Annotated in this window: 18 protein-coding genes; 14 read left to right on the top strand and 4 right to left on the bottom strand. The window is 68.8% G+C overall.

Annotation, left to right across the window (positions count from 1 at the left end; all coding sequences use genetic code 11):
• The first annotated feature begins 92 nt into the window (after positions 1-92).
• The 3 genes from A3CU_RS0105520 (at position 93) to A3CU_RS0105535 (ending at position 1505) form a co-directional block, all read left to right on the top strand.
• Positions 93-677: a TIGR03086 family metal-binding protein gene (locus A3CU_RS0105520; protein ID WP_027941419.1), complete on the top strand. Its 585-nt coding sequence runs from the start codon at positions 93-95 to the stop codon at positions 675-677.
• A 121-nt stretch (positions 678-798) separates the two neighbouring features.
• Positions 799-1050, top strand: coding sequence for a hypothetical protein (locus A3CU_RS43595; RefSeq protein ID WP_043840650.1), 252 nt, complete (start codon positions 799-801; stop codon positions 1048-1050).
• Entirely contained in the window at positions 1047-1505 is a 459-nt protein-coding gene (locus tag A3CU_RS0105535; RefSeq protein WP_027941420.1) for a TA system VapC family ribonuclease toxin, read from the top strand. The genes A3CU_RS43595 and A3CU_RS0105535 overlap by 4 nt, the downstream gene beginning before the upstream one ends.
• Before the next feature lie 98 nt (positions 1506-1603).
• Here A3CU_RS0105535 and A3CU_RS0105540 read toward each other — a convergent pair whose 3' ends face one another.
• Positions 1604-2143 carry a YbhB/YbcL family Raf kinase inhibitor-like protein gene (locus tag A3CU_RS0105540; protein WP_027941421.1) on the bottom strand — a complete coding sequence of 180 codons (540 nt, stop codon included), beginning with the start codon at positions 2141-2143 and terminating at the stop codon, positions 1604-1606.
• Positions 2144-2301: 158 nt separating this feature from the next.
• Here A3CU_RS0105540 and A3CU_RS0105545 point away from each other — a divergent pair, with 158 nt between their 5' ends.
• The 5 genes from A3CU_RS0105545 to A3CU_RS0105565 all read left to right on the top strand — a co-directional run bounded on the left by A3CU_RS0105545 (position 2302) and on the right by A3CU_RS0105565 (position 7425).
• Positions 2302-2916, top strand: a complete 615-nt coding sequence (locus tag A3CU_RS0105545; protein WP_027941422.1) for a DUF4097 family beta strand repeat-containing protein — start codon at positions 2302-2304, stop codon at positions 2914-2916.
• A gap of 154 nt (positions 2917-3070) precedes the next feature.
• Positions 3071-4942, top strand: coding sequence for a molecular chaperone DnaK (gene dnaK / locus A3CU_RS0105550; RefSeq protein WP_027941423.1), 1872 nt, complete (start codon positions 3071-3073; stop codon positions 4940-4942).
• A complete protein-coding gene (gene grpE / locus A3CU_RS0105555; RefSeq protein ID WP_027941424.1) occupies positions 4939-5664 on the top strand; it encodes a nucleotide exchange factor GrpE in 726 nt (241 codons plus the stop codon). Before dnaK ends, grpE begins: the two co-directional genes overlap by 4 nt.
• 68 nt (positions 5665-5732) lie before the next feature.
• Entirely contained in the window at positions 5733-6911 is a 1179-nt protein-coding gene (gene dnaJ / locus A3CU_RS0105560) for a molecular chaperone DnaJ (RefSeq protein WP_027941425.1), read from the top strand.
• An 85-nt stretch (positions 6912-6996) separates the two neighbouring features.
• On the top strand, positions 6997-7425 hold the full coding sequence (locus A3CU_RS0105565) for a heat shock protein transcriptional repressor HspR (protein WP_043840651.1): 429 nt from the start codon (positions 6997-6999) through the stop codon (positions 7423-7425).
• A gap of 10 nt (positions 7426-7435) precedes the next feature.
• On the opposite strand, the gene A3CU_RS0105570 is transcribed toward A3CU_RS0105565, so the two are convergent.
• From A3CU_RS0105570 to A3CU_RS0105580, 3 genes are all read right to left on the bottom strand, one after another.
• Complete coding sequence (locus tag A3CU_RS0105570; protein ID WP_211246353.1) at positions 7436-7942, bottom strand: hypothetical protein; 507 nt, start codon at positions 7940-7942, stop codon at positions 7436-7438.
• 67 nt (positions 7943-8009) lie between these two features.
• Complete coding sequence (locus tag A3CU_RS0105575; protein WP_027941428.1) at positions 8010-9098, bottom strand: DNA polymerase III subunit beta family protein; 1089 nt, start codon at positions 9096-9098, stop codon at positions 8010-8012.
• Between the two features lie 253 nt (positions 9099-9351).
• Positions 9352-10521: a globin domain-containing protein gene (locus A3CU_RS0105580; protein ID WP_027941429.1), complete on the bottom strand. Its 1170-nt coding sequence runs from the start codon at positions 10519-10521 to the stop codon at positions 9352-9354.
• Positions 10522-10825: 304 nt separating this feature from the next.
• On the opposite strand from A3CU_RS0105580, the gene A3CU_RS0105585 reads away from it, so the two are divergent.
• The 6 genes from A3CU_RS0105585 (at position 10826) to clpB (ending at position 18506) form a co-directional block, all read left to right on the top strand.
• A complete protein-coding gene (locus A3CU_RS0105585) occupies positions 10826-11320 on the top strand; it encodes a MarR family winged helix-turn-helix transcriptional regulator (RefSeq protein ID WP_027941430.1) in 495 nt (164 codons plus the stop codon).
• A 329-nt stretch (positions 11321-11649) separates the two neighbouring features.
• Positions 11650-13659, top strand: a complete 2010-nt coding sequence (efeU, locus tag A3CU_RS0105590; RefSeq protein ID WP_043840652.1) for an iron uptake transporter permease EfeU — start codon at positions 11650-11652, stop codon at positions 13657-13659.
• An 85-nt stretch (positions 13660-13744) separates the two neighbouring features.
• On the top strand, positions 13745-14965 hold the full coding sequence (gene efeB, locus A3CU_RS0105595) for an iron uptake transporter deferrochelatase/peroxidase subunit (protein WP_027941432.1): 1221 nt from the start codon (positions 13745-13747) through the stop codon (positions 14963-14965).
• 230 nt (positions 14966-15195) lie between these two features.
• Positions 15196-15324, top strand: a complete 129-nt coding sequence (locus tag A3CU_RS55085; protein ID WP_281174091.1) for a hypothetical protein — start codon at positions 15196-15198, stop codon at positions 15322-15324.
• A gap of 71 nt (positions 15325-15395) precedes the next feature.
• The gene (locus A3CU_RS43600; protein WP_027941433.1) at positions 15396-15812 is read left to right on the top strand and encodes a DUF4143 domain-containing protein; all 417 of its coding nucleotides are present in this window, start codon (positions 15396-15398) and stop codon (positions 15810-15812) included.
• 102 nt (positions 15813-15914) lie between these two features.
• Complete coding sequence (clpB, locus tag A3CU_RS0105610) at positions 15915-18506, top strand: ATP-dependent chaperone ClpB (RefSeq protein WP_027941434.1); 2592 nt, start codon at positions 15915-15917, stop codon at positions 18504-18506.
• Positions 18507-18519 lie beyond the last annotated feature (13 nt).

An 18519-nucleotide genomic window follows, 5' to 3' on the forward strand; every position in this document is an offset into this window, starting at 1 on the left:
CACGATTCCCTGGTAGGCGTTGGGGGGACCGATGAATTCGGAGTGACGTGACGGTCTACCCCAGTAGGACAGACCACACGAAGGAGCCGTCGATGACCGATCTGACCGACCTTGGCCCCGCCGCCGGCCAACTCGCGGACCTGCTGGCGAACATCGCCGATGAACAGCTCACCGCACCGACCCCGTGCACCGCGTACACCCTGGGCGACTTGATCGACCACGTCGGTGGCCTGTCTCTGGCGTTCACCGCCGCAGCCGCGAAGGACTTCTCGTTGACCAGCGCGGGACCGTCCGGCGACGCGGCCCGGCTACCCGACGACTGGCGCACCACCTTCCCCGCGCGGCTGACCGCGCTGGCCGAGGCCTGGCGGGACCCGGCGGCCTGGGAAGGCATGACGCAGGCCGGTGGCGTCCAACTGCCCGGCCCGGTGGCCGGCAACGTCGCGATGAACGAGCTTGTGGTGCACGGCTGGGACATCGCCAAGGCCACCGGGCAGCCGTTCCGGAGCGACCCCGCCTCGCTGGCGGCCTGCCTGGAGTTCGTGTCCATGGCAGCGACCAAGGAACCCGACGCCGGCAGCCCGTTCGGCCCGATCGTCGAGGTGCCTGCCGACGCGACGCCGCTGGACAAGCTCATCGGCCTCACCGGCCGCAACCCGGCCTGGCCAGCGGAATAAACGGTCCTGATCGACGACGAGCCACTAGGCGCCGACGAGTTCCGCCTTGTCCTCGCACCCGCTGAAACCGTTCTGAACTGCGAAAAGCATCAAGTCATCAAAATCGTGATAGACTAGGCTGGTGCGTACCACCCTCACCATCGACGACGACCTCGCCGTCCTTCTCGAACGCAAGCGCCGGGATACCGGGGCAAGCTTCAAGCAGGTCGTGAATGACACCCTTCGCGCAGGGCTGGTGAACGAGGTCGAGGTGTGCAAGCCACGCCGCGAGACTTTCCGAACTAGGCCGCTGATGCTGGGCAAACCGTTGGTGAAGGACCTGAGCCGCACCGGTGAGCTGCTCAGCGACCTTGACGTCGACGACTACTCATGACGTATCTGCTCGACGTCAATGTCCTGATCGACGCGGTCAACCCGCACTCGGACCGGCACGATCAGGTCCGGGATTGGCTGGACGACAAGCTGGCGGGTCCCCCTCGTACCGTGGGCATGCCGTGGCTGTCCGTCTTCGGTTTTGTCCGCATAACAACGAACGGAAGGATCTTCTCGTTGCCCGCCTCGGTACGGGAGTCGTGGAGCCGTGTCACCGATTGGCTGGACCAGCCGGCCGCATGGATTCCGGCGCCCACTCCTGAGCACCGGGATCTGTTCGGGAAGTTCCTTGAAGTCCATGAACTCACCAGCGCACTCGTCACCGACGTACATCTCACGGCACTCGCCACCGAGCATGGGCTTACCTTGGTCTCCGCCGATCGTCGGCTCGACCGATTCGCACAAGCCGGCCTGGTTCGGCTACTCGACCCTTCGGCACAAACCGGGCACGCATAACGATCAAAACAACGATCGGAGCCCTCGCGCCGACCGTCCCCCCGCACGGGATGAGGCCCGCGCGGGGGACTGGTCAGGCGCTGGCTCGGGCTGGTGTCTCAGCCCTTGTTCTGGTAGATACCCGTGAGCAGCGCGCGGGCAATGGCGTGGCTGAACAGGTTGAACCCGAGGAACGCGGGGGTGGCGTTCTCCGGCACGTCCAGCTTGGGCACGTCCACCGCGTGCACGGCGAAGATGTAGCGGTGCGGGCGGTGTCCGGGCGGCGGGGCGGCGCCGAGGAACTGCTTGAGCGCGCCGTCGTTGGCCAGCGTGATCGCGCCCTCGGGAAGCCCGGAGCCCTCCGCGTCACCGGCACCGGAGGCCAGTTCGGTAACCGACGCGGGAATGTTGAACACCGCCCAGTGCCAGAAGCCACTCGCCGTAGGGGCGTCCGGGTCGTAGCAGGTGACGGCGAAGCTCTGGGTCTCGGCCGGGAAACCCTCCCACGCCAGGTGCGGCGAGCGGTCCTCGCCGCCGGCCCCGAAAATGCCGCTCAGCATCGGGGTCGGCAATGTGTCGCCCTCGGCGAGGTCGTTGCTGCGTAGGGTGAAACCGGGCAAAGAAGGCAGGAAGTCGTATGGGTTGGGTGGCTGTGACATCGCTCCTCCTCGTCGCGGAAATCTTCTCGCCCAGAGCCTAGGGGCGCGCACGGAAGGTAAGGGCAACCCCAGGGAAGAATCGGGGGTGCTCCCTGATGTCCGCCGCCCGGCCGCACGTTTAGCGTCTGGATATCGAAAACCTGACAGGGGAGGCAGCAATGGGCAGGCCCGCGCTGGCGATCGGAGGCATCGCCCTGATCGGGGCCGGTATTGCGGTCGGCTTCGGCTGGTGGAACTGGAACCGGACCACGGCGGAGGTCAACCGGGAGGTTTCGCAGCAGATCCGCACGGTCCGGTTCGACGTCGACTCCGGCGACGTGATGATCCAGACCGGCCCGGTGGCGGCCACGACCATCCACCAGCGCTTCCACTACAACCGGGATGCCGTGCCAGGCGACGCCTTCACCGTCGACGGTGACGAACTCGTGCTGTCCGACTGTGGCCACAACTGCTCGGTCGACTTCGAGGTGACCGTGCCCGCCGGCACCGCGGTCACCGGTGAGCTGACGTCCGGCGACGTCAGGCTCCGCAACACCGGCCCGGTGGACGTCTCGGCCACCTCCGGCGACGTCGACGTCTCCCTCCGGACCGCGCAGGACATCCGCGTCCGGGTCACCAGCGGTGACGTCAGGGTGATCGTGCCCCCGGGCCGCTATCACGTTTCGGGGAGCAGCACCAGCGGCGATCGCCAGATCGATGTCCCGACGGACGTCTCGGGGCCCGTCCTCGACATCAGCACCACCAGCGGCGACGCGACCGTCCACACCGCGTGACGGGAACAAGATGCCGGGCCAGGTCGTTACCCTGTCAGAAAGGTTGAGCGAAACAGGCTCAAGTCTGGATTGACTCGGTCGGAAAGCTCAGGATAGAACTTGAGCGAGCCCCGCTCAAGGCGGGCGAATACAGCAAGTTCAGGAGGAACACACCATGGCGCGAGCGGTCGGCATCGACCTCGGCACGACCAACTCGGTCGTCGCTGTCCTTGAGGGCGGCGAGCCGACGGTCATCGCCAACTCGGAAGGCTCCCGTACCACCCCGTCCGTGGTCGCCTTCGCCAAGAACGGCGAGGTACTGACCGGTCAGCCGGCGAAGAACCAGGCCGTGACCAACGTCGGCCGGACCATCCGCTCCGTGAAGCGGCACATGGGCACGGACTGGAAGCAGGAGATCGACGGCAAGACCTACACCGCGCAGGAGATCAGCGCCCGCGTGCTGATGAAGCTCAAGCGGGACGCGGAGTCCTACCTCGGTGAGGAGATCACCGACGCCGTCATCACCGTGCCGGCCTACTTCGAGGACGCGCAACGGCAGGCGACCAAGGAAGCCGGCCAGATCGCCGGGCTGAACGTGCTCCGCATCGTCAACGAGCCGACGGCGGCGGCGCTGGCCTACGGGCTGGACAAGGGCGAGAAGGAACAGACCATCCTCGTCTTCGACCTCGGTGGCGGCACCTTCGACGTGTCGCTGCTGGAAATCGGCGACGGGGTCGTCGAAGTCCGGGCGACCAGCGGTGACAACCACCTCGGTGGTGACGACTGGGACCAGCGGATCGTCGACTGGCTGGTGGACAAGTTCAAGGCCTCCCACGGCATCGACCTGACCCGGGACCCGATGGCACTGCAGCGCATCAAGGAGGCCGCGGAGAAGGCCAAGATCGAGCTGTCCAGCTCCTCCAGCGCGAACATCAACCTGCCCTACATCACGGTCGACTCGGACAAGAACCCGCTGTTCCTCGACGAGACCCTGTCCCGCGCCGAGTTCCAGCGGATCACCAACGACCTGCTGGAGCGCACGCGCCAGCCGTTCAACAACGTGATCCGGGACGCGAACATCTCGGTCGGGGCGATCGACCATGTGGTGCTCGTCGGCGGTTCCACCCGTATGCCGGCGGTGTCGGAGCTGGTCAAGGAGCTGACCGGTGGCCGTGAGCCGAACAAGGGCGTGAACCCGGACGAGGTCGTCGCGGTCGGCGCGGCCTTGCAGGCCGGCGTGCTCAAGGGCGAGGTCAAGGACGTCCTGCTGCTCGACGTGACCCCGCTGTCGCTGGGCATCGAGACCAAGGGCGGCGTGTTCACCAAGCTCATCGAGCGCAACACGACCATCCCGACCAAGCGCAGCGAGATCTTCTCCACCGCGGACGACAACCAGCCGTCGGTGCAGATCCAGGTGTTCCAGGGCGAGCGCGAGATCGCGGCGCACAACAAGAAGCTCGGCATGTTCGAGCTGACCGGCATCCCGCCGGCCCCGCGCGGCATCCCGCAGATCGAGGTCACCTTCGACATCGACGCGAACGGCATCGTGCACGTGACCGCGAAGGACCTGGGTACCAACAAGGAACAGTCGATGACCATCACCGGTGGCTCCGCGCTGCCGAAGGAGGACATCGACCGGATGGTCAAGGACGCCGAGGCCCACGCCGAGGAGGACCGCAACCGGCGCGAGGAGGCGGAGACCCGCAACCAGGCCGAGACGCTGGTCTACCAGACCGAGAAGTTCGTCAAGGACAACGACGACAAGCTGCCCGCGGACCTCAAGGACAAGGTCAAGACCGCGACCGACGAGGCCAAGGAGGCGCTCAAGGGCACCGACACGGCCAAGATCAAGGAAGCGATCGAGAAGCTGAACACGGCCTCGCAGGAGCTGGGCACCGCGCTGTACGCGAACGCGCAGCAGGCGTCCGGCGGCGACGGCGCGTCCGCGAGCGGCCAGTCCTCCGGTGGAACGGGCACCGCCGGCTCTCAGGCCAAGGCCGATGACGTGGTGGACGCCGAAATCGTCGACGAGGACGAGAAGAAGTGACTGGAAAGCATCGTCAAGAGCCGGCCGAAGAGCCCGAGGTGACCGAGCCGGTGATCGTGCGGGACCGCCGCAAGATCGACCCGGACACCGGCGAGGTTCGCCCGCCGGCCACCGACGAACTCGACGAGACCGGTGCGGCCGCCGAAACCACCGAGGCCGCACCGCCGCTCGACGAGTCGTTGGTGGACGAGGCCGTGACCGTGACCTCGCAGGCGGAGAAGGAGCTCGCCGAGCGCACCGCGGACCTGCAGCGGCTGCAGGCGGAGTACGCCAACTACCGCAAGCGGGTCGACCGGGACCGGGAGGCCGTGGTGGCCACCGCCAAGTCCTCCGTGGTGGGCGAGCTGCTGCCGTTGCTGGACGACCTGGAACGGGCGGAGCAGCACGGCGACCTCACCGGCCCGTTCAAGGCGGTCGCCGACAAGCTGGTCACGATCCTGCAGCGGGTGGGGCTCGAGCCGTTCGGCGCCGAGGGCGACCCGTTCGACCCGAGCGTGCACGAGGCCGTGCAGCACAGCACCTCGCCCGAGGTCTCCGGGCCGACCGTGACCACCGTGCTGCGTCGCGGTTACCGGTTCGGCGACCGGGTGCTGCGTGCGGCGCTGGTCTTCGTGACCGACCACGAGCCGGCCGCGGCACCGGCGGACCAGGCGGCCGCCGAGCCGGCCGAGGCGCCGGTCGAGGGCGAACTTCCCTTAAACGGCAATGAAAACGCGGGTTAGCACGAGGACAGGGTGGCACGCGGGATGACCTCGCGTGCCACCGGAAACCGGGGAGGGAGGAGACGTCCGTGAGCGCACGGGAGTGGATCGGCAAGGACTTCTATCGCGAGCTGGGCGTCTCCTCCGACGCCTCGGCCGACGAGATCAAGAGGGCCTATCGCAAGCTGGCCAGGGCGAACCATCCGGACGCCAATCCGGGCAACACCACGGCCGAGCAGAAGTTCAAGGCCGTGTCCGAGGCGTACGGCGTGCTCTCCGACCCGGTCAAGCGCAAGGAGTACGACGAAGCGCGGCGGCTGTTCGGCTCCGGCGGCGCGGGCGGCTTCGGCTTCCCCGGCGCCGGCGGGTCGGGCGGGTTCGACATGAGCGACCTGTTCGGCCAGAGCGGCTCCGGTGGTGGTGGTTTCGGCGGGCTCGGCGACATCCTCGGCGGCCTGTTCGGGCGGCGCGGCGGCGCGGGGACGAGCGCGAACCGCCCGCAGCGTGGCGCGGACGTGGAGACCGACGTCCGGATCGAGTTCAGCGAGGCGGTGCGGGGCGCGACGCTGCCGCTGCGGCTGTCGAGCCCCGCGACCTGCGAGACCTGCCACGGCAACGGCGCCCGGCCGGGCACCCAACCCAGAGTCTGCTCGAACTGCGGCGGTTCGGGGCTGGTCAACCGCAGCCAGGGCGCGTTCGCGTTCTCCGAGCCGTGCCGTGAGTGCCGGGGCCGCGGGAAGATCATCGACGACCCGTGCCCGGAATGCGGCGGCGAGGGCATCAGCACCCGGACCAGGACGCTGACCGTCCGCGTGCCGCCGGGCGTGGACGACAACCAGCGGATCCGGCTGGCCGGCCAGGGCGAGCCCGGCCGCGGCGGCGCGGCCTCGGGCGACCTGTACGTGCGGGTGCATGTGACGCCGCACCCGGTGTTCGGCAGGACCGGCAACGACCTGACGATCGCGGTGCCGGTGAGCTTCACCGAGCTGGCGCTCGGCACCACGATCACCGTCCCGACGCTCGACGGCAAGGTGTCGGTCAAGGTGCCGGCGGGCACCGCGAGCGGCCGGGTGCTGCGGGCGCGCGGCAAGGGCATCCGCAAGCGCGACGGTTCGCTGGGCGACCTGCTGGTCACGCTGCAGGTTGCCGTTCCGTCGCAACTGGACGCGGCGCAGAAGAAGGCGTTGGAAGCCTTGGCCGAGGCATCCGGCGGGCACGACCCGAGGCCCGAAATCACCAGGATGCTTCGGGAATCGGGCGCGGGGTGATCGTGTTCGCGAGCGGTGACTGGCGCGCGCCTGGCCGGCGGCCGGGCGTGCGCGGGCGCGCGTCGGCGAACAGGGAGGAGAGGTGATGGTGTTCGGTGGCATGCCCCATGGGGCCGACGAGGACATGCCGGTGTTCGTGATCTCGGTGGCTGCCCAGCTGTCCGGACTGCACGCCCAGACGCTGCGGTCGTACGACCGGTTGGGTCTGGTCTCCCCTGGTCGCACCTCCGGCGGTGGCCGGCGCTACTCGATGCGGGATATCGCGCTGCTGCGTGAAGTCCAGAAGCTGTCGCAGGAACACGGCGTGAACCTCGCCGGCATCAAACGGATCATCGAGCTGGAGAACCAGGTCGAAGCCTTGCGTAGCCGGGTCACGGAGCTGACCGAGGAACTCGCCGCCGCGTATGCGGCCGCGGAACAAGCCGCGGCGGCCGTGCATGCCTCGTACCGCAAGGATCTGGTTCCGATCCGCCAGGAAACCTCTCTCGTGGTGTGGAAACCCGGAAGGCGCTAGCGGGTTCGAGTCACGCGGCCGGGCCTGGGGCCGACGCGCGCGGCGTGCTGTCGTGCTTGGCGATCGCCTCGTCGACTTCGTCGATGGCGGTTCGGATGAGGTCGCCGTACGGGTCTTGGGCCAGGGCGGAAGAGCACTCCCGCGCCGCGGTGATCTGTGTGCGTGCTGCCGCGAACGAGCCCAGCCGGCGGTAGTTGTCGGCCAGGTTGAGATGCAGTGACGGGTAGAACCCGGCGATGCGCAGGCCCGCGTGGTGCTCCTGGACGCGTTGATCGGTGAGGGCGTCGGCGGCGTCGAGTGCACGCACGTCCCAGGCCAGGGCTTGGGCGGGGTCGTCGTACAGATCGGCGAGGTAGTGCGCGAGCGTGCAGCGGTGCAGGGGGTCGCCGTTGACGCCGATGGACGCCCAAAGACTGAGGAGTTGGGCCCTGGCTGCGGTGGTGTCACCGGCTCGGCCCGCGGTCACGGCTTCGCCGATCGCGTCCATGATCGGGTCAGAACTGGTGGGTGCGGTCATCATCGTCCTCCGGGTCGTGCGGGGTCTGGGGGTTTGCCCCCAGTCGGGGGGTGTGGGGCGGAGCCCCCTAAAGGCGCTGCTGGGGGCTTGCCTCAGACAACTCAGGCTGGATGGGCATGGCGAGCGTGGTGAGATCGCCGTGATCGGCGGAGCGGACCGTGGCCGGTTGGTCCGGCCCTCGAAAATCGAGCAGCAGGTCGGCTCCGATCGCAGTGCTGATGGCGGGATAGAGCGTGGTCACCTCGAACCAGATGTCGGCGTCGAGTCCGGTCACGCTCGCCGGCACCGGCACATCCCGCGTGTCGACAATCCCCGTCACGATGATTCGACCGCTTCTGACGACCATGGAGATCCGCGGCGAGGAAATCGCCTCGATGGCACGTAGCAGCAGGGTCTTCTCGACGGTGACTCGGGTGGACACTGTGGACAGTCCGTCGAGCACCAGGCGGTAGTCCGGGAACGGCTCGGACAGCAGGCGACAGTGGCAGTCTTCCCGGTTCTGCAGGCGCATCTGGACCGCGTGCCGGGCAGCCGTGATCGTGACTTCGGGGCTCCGTCGAAGGTCCGGCAGGCAGGCACGCAGGTCGTCCGCATCCACCGTCGCCGCACAGGCCACGGGCGCTGGGTCGCTGGAAACCAGAGTGCGCGTCGAGAGCCGATATCGGTCGGTGGCAGTCAGGACGACGGCCTCCGGGCCGGACTCGAAACGCACTCCATTGAGGACGGTCATCCCAGGCTCGTACGTGGTCGCCGTCAGGATCTGTTCGATCGCCGCGGCGAGGACCGGCCCACTCAGGGTGGCGACCGTCAGCCTCGGTTCGTCGGCCAACGATGCCTTGATGGCAGCGGCGTGCTGCTGCGCGGTGGCGGCGTCACTGGCCACCTTCTTCACGTGTTCTTCGACCAGGCGAACCGCTTCGCCGGGCTCGGCGTCGAGCACGGCCTGCACGGTCGCGAGCGGCATGCCGATCTCGCGTAGTCGCCGGAGCAGGACGGCCCGTTCGACCTGGCCCACGGCGTAGAACCGATAGCCGGAGAACGCGTCGACCTCGGCCGGTGCCAGAAGCCCTGAATCGGCGTAGAACCGCAACGCACTCGCCGTCAGGCCACTCCGCTGCGCGAACGCACCGATCGGCATCAACCCGCTACTGGACACCTCGTCATCATCGGCCTTCGACCAACTCGAAGGTCAACCGCCAGCACCCGAGTAGCTTGTGTTTCAAAGCGGCGCCAGCCGCTTGCGGTGAGGCCGCCAGCTTGCACTCTGCAGTCAAATTCTGAGGTGGTTTCTCGCGAGGACAGCGCCGACGTGGTGAATTGGACATTCATGAGGAGGCGATCCCGGAGCGAGAAACCACCTCAGGTTCCGCTACCCGCACCGCTGCGCAAGCCGCCACAGCACTCCCCAGCTAGTCAATGGTGAACGGGTCGTACTTGATGTGTTCCAGCGCCGTGCCGGCGACCAGCATGCGCGAAACGGTGGCACGGATCATCGCCGGGGAGCCGGAGACCAGCACGTCGTGCTTCGGCCAGGCGCCGTACCGGGTGACCACGTCGGCCAGCGTGCCCTGCTCGAAGCCGGCCGGCGAGTCCTGCTCGACCACCGGCCGCACGGTCAGCCACGGGTTGGCCGACGCCGTCGCGCGCAGTCCGTCCAGCGCGTAGAGGTCCTCCCGGGTGCGGCCGCCGTAGAACAGGTGCACCTTCGGGTTTTCGCCGAACTGCCCGAGTTCGTCGAGCAGCGACTGCAGCGGCGCGAGCCCGGTGCCGCCCGCGATCATGAGCACGTCCCGGCCGCGCTCGCGGTCGATGGTCAACCGGCCCACCGGCGGGCCGAACCGCCAGACGTCGCCGACCTGCGTGTGGCTCACGATCGCCCGGGAGACCCAGCCTCCGTTCACCGCACGTACGTGGAACTCCAGCGACCCGTCCGGGCGCGGCGCGTTGGCCGGGGAGAGGTAGCGCCACAGCCTCGGCCGCTGCGGCACCTCGACGCTGAGGAACTGCCCGGCCCGGAACGGGATGGGCAGTTCCGGTTCGATCCGGACCATGGCCAGGTCCCAGCTCAGCCGCCGGTGTTCGGCGACCTTCCCGAGCCAGTTCGGCGGGTTGTCGTCGGCCGCGGCGGCTTCCTGCATCTGCCGCGCGATGATCGTGAACGCCTCCGCCCAGGCCTGCTCGATCTGCGGGGTCCAGTCCGGACCCAGCTGCCGTTTCATGGCGGCGAGCAGCGCGGTGCCGATCGCCTCGTAGTGCTTGGGCACGACCCCGAACTTGCGGTGGTCGCGGCCGAGCTGACGAAGGAAGGGCACCAGGTCGTCGGGCTGGTCGACCATCTGCACGACGTGCACCAGCGCCCGCACCATGCGGTTGCGCTGGACCTCCATGTTGATCGGGAAGAAGTCGCGGGTCGCCGGGGCCAGGGTGAACAGCATTCCGTAGAAGAAGAGCGTGACCTCGGTGAGGTGTGGCTCCGCCTTGGCCCAGGAGTCGCGGATCAGCCGGACCATCGCCTTGACGGCGGGGGGCGCCTCCCGGTGGACGGACCGGGGAAGGGGGCTGACGCGATCGGCGGTCATGTTTTGCGACTGCTCCGGCTGTGAGTGGTGAGTGCTGTTCACGATTATTCACGAAGGGGCAAGAGCCGCGGACAGTCGTGCAAATCCGCGCCAGAGCGTTGTTTCCGCCCGTCAAGAGGCTGTCGATAATCCACCCGATCCGGCAATGAATCGCCAAGTTTCCGCCGCAGAGTAGTCGATCAAGCGAGCTGCGTCCGCGGACTGCTCCGTCCGGGTGGCGAGCCCCTCGCCCGTTTGCCGCACCGGATCCCGAAAGTCCGTTTCGGCGGGATATGGTTGATTGGCAACAACTTTGGAGGTGCGCATGAGCGCCAGCGACGAGGCTGCCCTCGAACTGTTGCGTCAGCTACGCCTCGCCGGCCAACTGCAACACGCCTGGATGAGCCAGGCCGCCCGGCTGTTCCAGCTGCACCCGGCAAGCGCCCTGCTGCTCTCCGACCTCGCGTTGCATGGCGAATGCCGGCTGTCGGACCTGGCCAAGCGGAAGATGGTGGACATCTCGGTGGTGAGCCGGCAGGTCGGCCAGCTGACCGCGGCCGGGCTGGTCGACCGCCGCCCCGCACCGGAGGACGGCCGGGCCACGCTGGTGCGAGTGTCCGAGCACGGCCACGCCGAGCTCAAGCGGATGCGCGAGTCCTATCTGGACCTCTTCCGCGCTGCGCTGAGCGACTGGGCCGAGGCGGACGTCACCGCGCTCGCCAGGACGATCAGCTCGATGAACGACGCGCTCCGCGACCAGCTGGACGCCGGTGGGCAGGCCATTACGACGCCGCCCTGCGCAGCCCGGTCGGGCGCATGAGTGGCCCGTTCGTGCCGAATTTCGACAGTAACGGGTCACTCATGACCGGCTGCGCTTGCGAGGCGTGAGGAGCCCGGCGCGGGGCGGTTGCGACATCCGTGTGATCTACGCCGTCTCCGCGTGCGCACACCCGGTTCGAGCCGACGCCAGCGAGGCGATATTTTCGCAGCTCAATGGCCCGGCCGCGCGAATCCTCGGGCTCTCTGACGGCCTCTCGAGCCCAGCCACGCCCGATTGAGTTAGGAATGCCTACCCTATCTTTCAGCCCGCCGCTGCGCTTAAAGTAAGCCTAACCAACCTAAGCTGCCGAGGGCTGAAGGAGTCTCCGCGTGTGGGCCGACGGCGTTCCCAACCTGCTCATCGGCCTACGTGAAGGGCTTGAAGGTGGCCTTGTAGTCAGCATCCTTCTCGCGGCACTGCGGCGCACCGACGCCAAGGCCTCGCCCGTGCCGATCTGGCTCGGCGTGCTGGCGGCGACCCTGCTGGCGATCAGCTTCGGGGCGGTGCTCACCTTCTCGCGCTCCGAGTTGTCAACCGCCGCGCAGGAAGCCTTCGGCGGGACGCTCAGCCTGATCGCGGTCTGCCTGGTCACCGCGATGGTGTTCTGGATGCGCAGGACCGCGCGCGGGCTTTCCGGGGAACTGTCCGCGAAGGTCAGCGGCGCCGCCCGGGTGGGGGCCGGCGCGCTCGCACTGACGGCGTTCCTCGCGGTCGGCCGTGAAGGTCTGGAGACCGCGCTGTTCCTGTGGACCACCGTGCAGGCCGCGGGCGAGTCCACCGCGCCGCTGGCCGGCGCCACGGTCGGGATCGTGATCGCGGCCCTGTTGTGCTGGCTGCTCTACCGCAGCGCGATCAAGATCAACCTGGGCAAGTTCTTCTCGCGCACGGCGGTGCTGCTGATCGTCATCGCGGCCGGCGTGCTCGCCTACGGCCTCGGCGAGCTGCAGGGCGCGGGACTGCTGCCGGGGCGCACCTGGCTGGCCTTCGACCTCACGGCCACGATCTCGCCGGACGAGTGGTGGGTGACCGTGGTGCGCGGCGTCACGAACCTCGCGCCCAGCATGACCTGGCTCCAGATCGCCGCCTACGTGACCTACCTGGCCGCCGTGATGATCCTGTTCTTCCGCAAGCCGGCGGCCGAACCGGCGCCGGCCGCCGCGGCCAAGCCGCAGGCCGTGCCCGGGAAGTGGCTGCGCCGGCGCTGGGTCGCGGTGACCGCCGCGGTCGCGGTGCCGCTGCTGGCCGCCGGGGTGTTCGCCCTGGTGGTTCCCGCATCGCAGGCCGGCGCCGGAGCGAAGCAGGTCACCATCACCGCGTCGGACTGCGCCCCCGACTTCGACGCGCTCCAAGCCGGTCAGCAGCAGTTCACCGTCGTCAACAAGTCGGGCCGGGTAGGTGAGATCTACCTGATCCGCCCGAGCGACGGCGGTGTCATCGGCGAGATCGAGGGCATCGGGCCGGGTACGCAGCGCACCATGGGGGTGAACCTCCCGGCGGGCGACTACGCCTGGCGGTGCGAGATGTCCGGCACGCCCGAGCAGCTGTCCGCCACGGTCGCGGCCACCGGCACCGGCGGTGTCGCGCCCGCCGCCGTCCTCCCGGTCTCCGCGCAGGACCTCGACGCACCAGTGCACCAGTACCGGGACTACGTGGCCACAGAACTGTCCACATTGGCCGCCCAGGTCGACACGCTGCGCGCCGCGCTCGCCGGAAACGACCTGAACGCGGCCAAGGCCGCCTGGCTGCCGGCCCAGCTCACCTGGGAACGGGTGGGCGCGGCCTACGGCAGTTTCGGTGAATTCGAAGCCGCCATCGGCGGCCGCCCCAACGGGCTCCCCGGCGGCGTCGACGACCCGGACTTCACCGGGCTGAGGCGGATCGAGTACGGCCTGTGGCACGACCAGAGCGCCGCCATGCTGACCCCCGTCGTGGACCAACTGGCGCAGAACGTGAACCAGCTGCGGGAAAAGCTGCCGACGATAACCGCCGATCCGGCCGACCTGCCGGTCCGGGCGCACGAGATCCTCGAAGACTCCTTGCGCGACAAGCTGGCCGGCAATGATCAGGGCGCCGGCACCGGATACCAGGAGACGCTCGCCGACGTCGAGGGCACCCGCGTCGTGCTCGCCCAGCTCGCGCCGTTGGTCGAAGCCCGCCGGCCGCAGCTGGTGGCCACCGCGCAGGCGCAGCTGGACACCCTCGAACAGGCATTGCGGGCGACCACGGCGAGCCCGGGGACGGCGCCGCTGGCGGAGCGCCAGCGGGTGAACGCAGCCATCGGGCAGGCACTGGAGACGCTTTCGATCATCCCGAACCTGCTGGAAATCAGGCAGGGCTGAGGCGCGGTGGCGCACAGAGTCGAGAAGGAGCCGGCATGACACCCCTTCTGCCAGGTCGCGGCACCCGAAATGACGAGGACACAGCATGACACTGAGCAGGCGGAGGTTCCTGCAGGGCACCGGTGCGGGCGTCGCGGGCAGCGCGCTCGCGGGCGGGCTGATCGCCGCGGGCGCTCGAGCCGACGAACAGTCGACCGGCACGACCGCACCGGGCGCCGCCGACGCGTTCCCGTTCCACGGCGCCAACCAGGCCGGGATCTTCACCCCGCAACAGCGCGCCGCGGCGTTCGCCGCCTTCGACGTGACCGCGACCGGCCGGTCCGGGCTGACCGAGGTGTTCCGCACGCTCACCGACCGGGCGCGGTTCCTCACCACGGGCGGAAGCCCGGTGGATCTCGGCGTCGGCGCGCCCCCATCGGACAGCGCGGTGCTCGGCCCGGTCGTGCCCGCGGACGGGTTGACGGTGACCCTGTCCGTCGGCTCGTCGCTGTTCGACGACCGGTACGGGCTCGCCACGCGCAAACCGGCGAAGCTCGGCCCGATGAAGACGTTCCCGGACGACTCACTCGAAGAGAGGTGGTGCCACGGCGACGTCATGCTGCAGCTGTGCGCGAACAACCCCGACACCGTGCAGCATGCCTTGCGGGACATCACCAAGCACACCCGCGGCGCCATGCAGTTGCGCTACCGCATGAACGGCTTCCAGTCGCCACCGCGACCATCGGGCACGCCCCGGAACCTGATGGGGTTCAAGGACGGCATCGCCAACCCGACCCAGTCCGACCAGCTGATCTGGGTGCGGGCGGGCGCCGGGGAACCGGACTGGGCCGCCAACGGGTCGTACCAAGTGGTGCGGTTCATCCGCATGCTGGTGGAGTTCTGGGATCGCATCTCGATCGCCGAGCAGGAGAAGATATTCGGCCGCAAGCGCGACAGCGGCGCTCCCCTGGACGGCTCGGGCGAGTCCGACACCCCGAACTACCCGGCGGACCCCGAGGGCAAGACCATTCCGCTCGACTCGCACATCCGGCTGGCGAACCCGCGCACCGGCGAGACCGCCGGCAACCGGTTGCTGCGCCGGGGCTACAACTACGACCTCGGCGTCGATCTCAACGGCAACCTCGACGTCGGGCTGATCTTCTGCTGCTACCAGCAGGATGTCGAACGCCAGTTCGAGGCCGTGCAGCACCGGCTCGCGGGTGAGCCGCTGACCGACTACATCCAGCCCTACGGCGGCGGGTACTTCTTCGCCCTTCCCGGCGTCCGCGACCAGCGGGACCACTTCGGCAGCGGCCTGCTCGCCTGACACGCTCAAGCGGCCGACCACCCACGCGGCGAGCGGCCAAGTGCCCACGGAAGCACCGTCTAAGTGTCCACATAGATAGCGTCCAAGTGACCACGAACGTACCGTCTAAGTGGCCACAGGACTGGCGTCTAAGTGACCATTGATCTAACGTCTGAGTGACCACTGGAATAGCGTCTGAGTGACCAGTGATCACGAACGGCGGTCCAATTGGCCGCGTCACGAGCCGCGTCATGGAGATCATCGAGCTCTGGCCCTTTTCGCAAGGAGAGCTCACCGGCGGTGCCGACGGTTTCATCGATGCGGCCTTCGCCCACAGCCCAGACCTGAACCACGTCTCCGAACTCCGCAACCGTGATTAACATGGAACGCATCGTCCGAGGCGGGTTCAAAGCCGTCCGGCGTACCGCCCGACGCCGTGCGGCGTTCTTCGATGACGCTCGCCTTCGTAGACACCGGAGTGGCCTGTCACCTGCTGGGCCAGGACGTGAACCGGCTCAGCGAGCCCGATGGCGCGGCCGGCGCAATGATGGAGAACTTCGTCCTCATGGAGCTGGCTCGCCAGCTGACCTGGTCGCAGGAACGGGGGCGGCTCTACCACTATCGAACCAAGGACAAGGTGAAAGTCGACGCCGTCATCGAGACGCCGGACGGCCGGCTGATCGGGATAGCGGTGAAGGCGGGGGCGACGGTACGGACCGATGACCTGGCGGGGTTGCGCAACCTGGCCCGGCACGCCGGAGACCGATTCGTCGCGGGTTACGTCGTCTACACCGGCGGCCAGACCCTGCCTTTCGGTGACAGGCTTCGCGCGATCCCCCTGGACGCGCTGTGGACGCTGGCACCATAGACCGATCCAGACTTGAGCGGAACACACTCAACTTTTCTGACGTTGTAGTTGACGACGGCCGATGAGGGAGGCTGTCAGCAGGACTCGACACAGGAGTGTGGGATGGACGCTTTCAACCCGACGACGAAGACCCAGCAGGCCATCTCGTCGGCGGCGCAGGCGGCGACCGTTGCGGGCAACCCCAGCATCGCGCCCGAGCACCTGCTCGGTGCGCTGCTGGCGCAGAGCGATGGCATCGCGGGGCCCTTGCTGACCGCGGTCGGCGCCGACCCCCAGCAGGTGCACAAGGAGCTGGAGCCGCTGATCAGCGCGCTGCCCTCCGCGACCGGGGCCACGGTGTCCAGCCCTCAGTTCGACACCCATGCCGTCAAGTCGCTGACCCATGCGCAGAAGCTGGCGACCGAGGTGGGCGACGAGTACGTCTCCACCGAGCACCTCATGGTCGGCCTCGCCGCGGAGGGCGGGCGGGTCGCGGACCTGCTCCGGCGGCACGGCGCCACCGCGGAAGCGCTGCGCGAGGCGTTCGTCAAGGTGCGCGGCTCGGCACGCATCACCAGCCCGGACCCGGAGGGCACCTTCAAGGCGCTGGAGAAGTACGGCGTCGACCTGACCGACCGCGCCCGCAAGGGAGAGCTGGACCCGGTGATCGGCCGCGATGCCGAGATCCGCCGGGTCGTGCAGGTGCTTTCGCGGCGCACGAAGAACAATCCGGTACTGATCGGTGAGCCCGGCGTCGGCAAGACCGCGATCGTCGAAGGCCTCGCGCAGCGGATCGTCGCCGGTGACGTGCCCGAATCCCTGCGCGGAAAGCGCGTCGTGGGTCTCGACCTCGGTTCGATGGTCGCGGGCGCGAAGTACCGCGGTGAATTCGAGGAGCGGCTCAAGGCCGTGCTCAAGGAGATCACCGAGTCGGCGGGCCAGGTCATCACCTTCATCGACGAACTGCACACCATCGTCGGCGCGGGCGCGACCGGTGAAGGTGCGATGGACGCCGGCAACATGATCAAGCCCATGCTCGCCCGCGGTGAGCTGCGGATGGTCGGCGCGACCACGCTCGACGAGTACCGCCAGCACATCGAGAAGGACGCCGCGCTGGAGCGCCGCTTCCAGCAGGTGCTCGTCGGCGAGCCCTCGGTGGAGGACAGCATCGGCATCCTGCGCGGGCTCAAGGAACGCTACGAGGTCCACCACGGCGTCCGGATCACCGACGCCGCACTGGTGGCCGCGGCCACCCTGTCCGACCGCTACATCACCGCCCGGTTCCTGCCGGACAAGGCCATCGACCTGGTCGACGAGGCCGCGTCCCGGCTGCGCATGGAAATCGACTCCCGGCCGGTGGAGATCGACGAGGTGGAGCGCGCGGTCCGGCGGCTGGAGATCGAGGAGATGGCGCTGGCCAAGGAGTCCGACGATGCCTCCCTGGAGCGGCTGGCCGCGCTGCGCGCCGAACTCGCCGAGCGGCGCGAGGAGCTGGCCGCACTGACCACGCGCTGGCAGAACGAGAAGGGCTCGATCGAGAAGGTCCGCGACCTCAAGGAGCGGCTGGAGCAGTTGCGCGGCGAGGCCGACCGGGCCGAGCGGGACGCCGATCTCGGCCGGGCGGCCGAGCTGCGCTACGGCAAGATCCCCGCGCTGGAGAAGGAACTCGAAGCCGCGCAGCGGAGCACCGCGACGCGCGCCGAGGTGATGCTCAAGGAAGAGGTCGGTGCGGACGACGTCGCCGACGTGGTGAGCGCGTGGACCGGCATTCCCGCCGGCCGCCTGCTGGAGGGCGAGACCGGCAAGCTGCTCCGGATGGAGGAGGAGCTCGGCAGGCGCGTGGTCGGCCAGGATGACGCGGTGACAGTGGTATCCGACGCGGTGCGCCGCAGCCGCGCCGGGGTGGCCGAGGAGGACCGGCCGACCGGCTCGTTCCTGTTCCTCGGCCCGACCGGCGTCGGCAAGACCGAGCTGGCCAAGGCGCTGGCGGAGTTCCTGTTCGACGACGAGCGCGCGATGACCCGCATCGACATGTCCGAGTACTCCGAGAAGCACTCGGTCGCCCGGCTCGTCGGCGCACCGCCCGGATACGTCGGCTACGACCAGGGTGGCCAGCTGACCGAGGCGGTGCGGCGCCGCCCGTACTCGGTGGTGCTGCTCGACGAGGTCGAGAAGGCGCACCCGGACGTGTTCGACGTGCTGCTGCAGGTGCTCGACGACGGCCGGCTCACCGACGGTCAGGGCCGCACGGTCGACTTCCGCAACACCATCCTGGTGCTGACGTCGAACCTGGGCTCGCAGGCCATCGCGGACGCCGCGCTCGACGAGCGGCAGCGGCGGGACGCCGTGCTTTCCGTGGTGCAGCAGAGCTTCAAGCCCGAGTTCCTGAACCGGCTGGACGACATCGTGGTGTTCAACTCGCTCGGCACCGAGCAGCTGGCCTCCATTGTGGACATCCAGGTGGCCAGGCTGGCGAAGCGGCTGGCCCAGCGCCGGCTGACGCTGGAGGTCACCGACGGAGCCCGGGAATGGCTGGCCCTCAACGGGTTCGACCCGATCTACGGTGCGCGGCCGCTGCGGCGGCTGGTGCAGTCGGCGATCGGCGACCAGCTCGCGCGCAAGCTGCTGGCCGGCGAGGTCCGGGACGGGGACACCGTCCGGGTCGACGTGCCGGACTTCGACGCGGGCGAGAACCTGACGGTCACCGGCGTCTGAGAAGGCGGCGACA

The organism is Amycolatopsis taiwanensis DSM 45107, assembly GCF_000519205.1.
Lineage (GTDB): Bacteria > Actinomycetota > Actinomycetes > Mycobacteriales > Pseudonocardiaceae > Amycolatopsis_E > Amycolatopsis_E taiwanensis.

Coding starts and splice junctions, on each gene's coding strand:
- A3CU_RS0105520 (WP_027941419.1), top strand. CDS start 93: ATGACCGATCTGACCGACCTTGGCCCCGCCGCCGGCCAACTCGCGGAC.
- A3CU_RS0105535 (WP_027941420.1), top strand. CDS start 1,047: ATGACGTATCTGCTCGACGTCAATGTCCTGATCGACGCGGTCAACCCG.
- A3CU_RS0105540 (WP_027941421.1), bottom strand. CDS start 2,143: ATGTCACAGCCACCCAACCCATACGACTTCCTGCCTTCTTTGCCCGGT.
- A3CU_RS0105545 (WP_027941422.1), top strand. CDS start 2,302: ATGGGCAGGCCCGCGCTGGCGATCGGAGGCATCGCCCTGATCGGGGCC.
- dnaK (WP_027941423.1), top strand. CDS start 3,071: ATGGCGCGAGCGGTCGGCATCGACCTCGGCACGACCAACTCGGTCGTC.
- A3CU_RS0105565 (WP_043840651.1), top strand. CDS start 6,997: ATGGTGTTCGGTGGCATGCCCCATGGGGCCGACGAGGACATGCCGGTG.
- A3CU_RS0105570 (WP_211246353.1), bottom strand. CDS start 7,942: ATGACCGCACCCACCAGTTCTGACCCGATCATGGACGCGATCGGCGAA.
- A3CU_RS0105580 (WP_027941429.1), bottom strand. CDS start 10,521: ATGACCGCCGATCGCGTCAGCCCCCTTCCCCGGTCCGTCCACCGGGAG.
- A3CU_RS0105585 (WP_027941430.1), top strand. CDS start 10,826: ATGAGCGCCAGCGACGAGGCTGCCCTCGAACTGTTGCGTCAGCTACGC.
- efeB (WP_027941432.1), top strand. CDS start 13,745: ATGACACTGAGCAGGCGGAGGTTCCTGCAGGGCACCGGTGCGGGCGTC.
- A3CU_RS55085 (WP_281174091.1), top strand. CDS start 15,196: ATGGAGATCATCGAGCTCTGGCCCTTTTCGCAAGGAGAGCTCACCGGC.
- A3CU_RS43600 (WP_027941433.1), top strand. CDS start 15,396: ATGACGCTCGCCTTCGTAGACACCGGAGTGGCCTGTCACCTGCTGGGC.
- clpB (WP_027941434.1), top strand. CDS start 15,915: ATGGACGCTTTCAACCCGACGACGAAGACCCAGCAGGCCATCTCGTCG.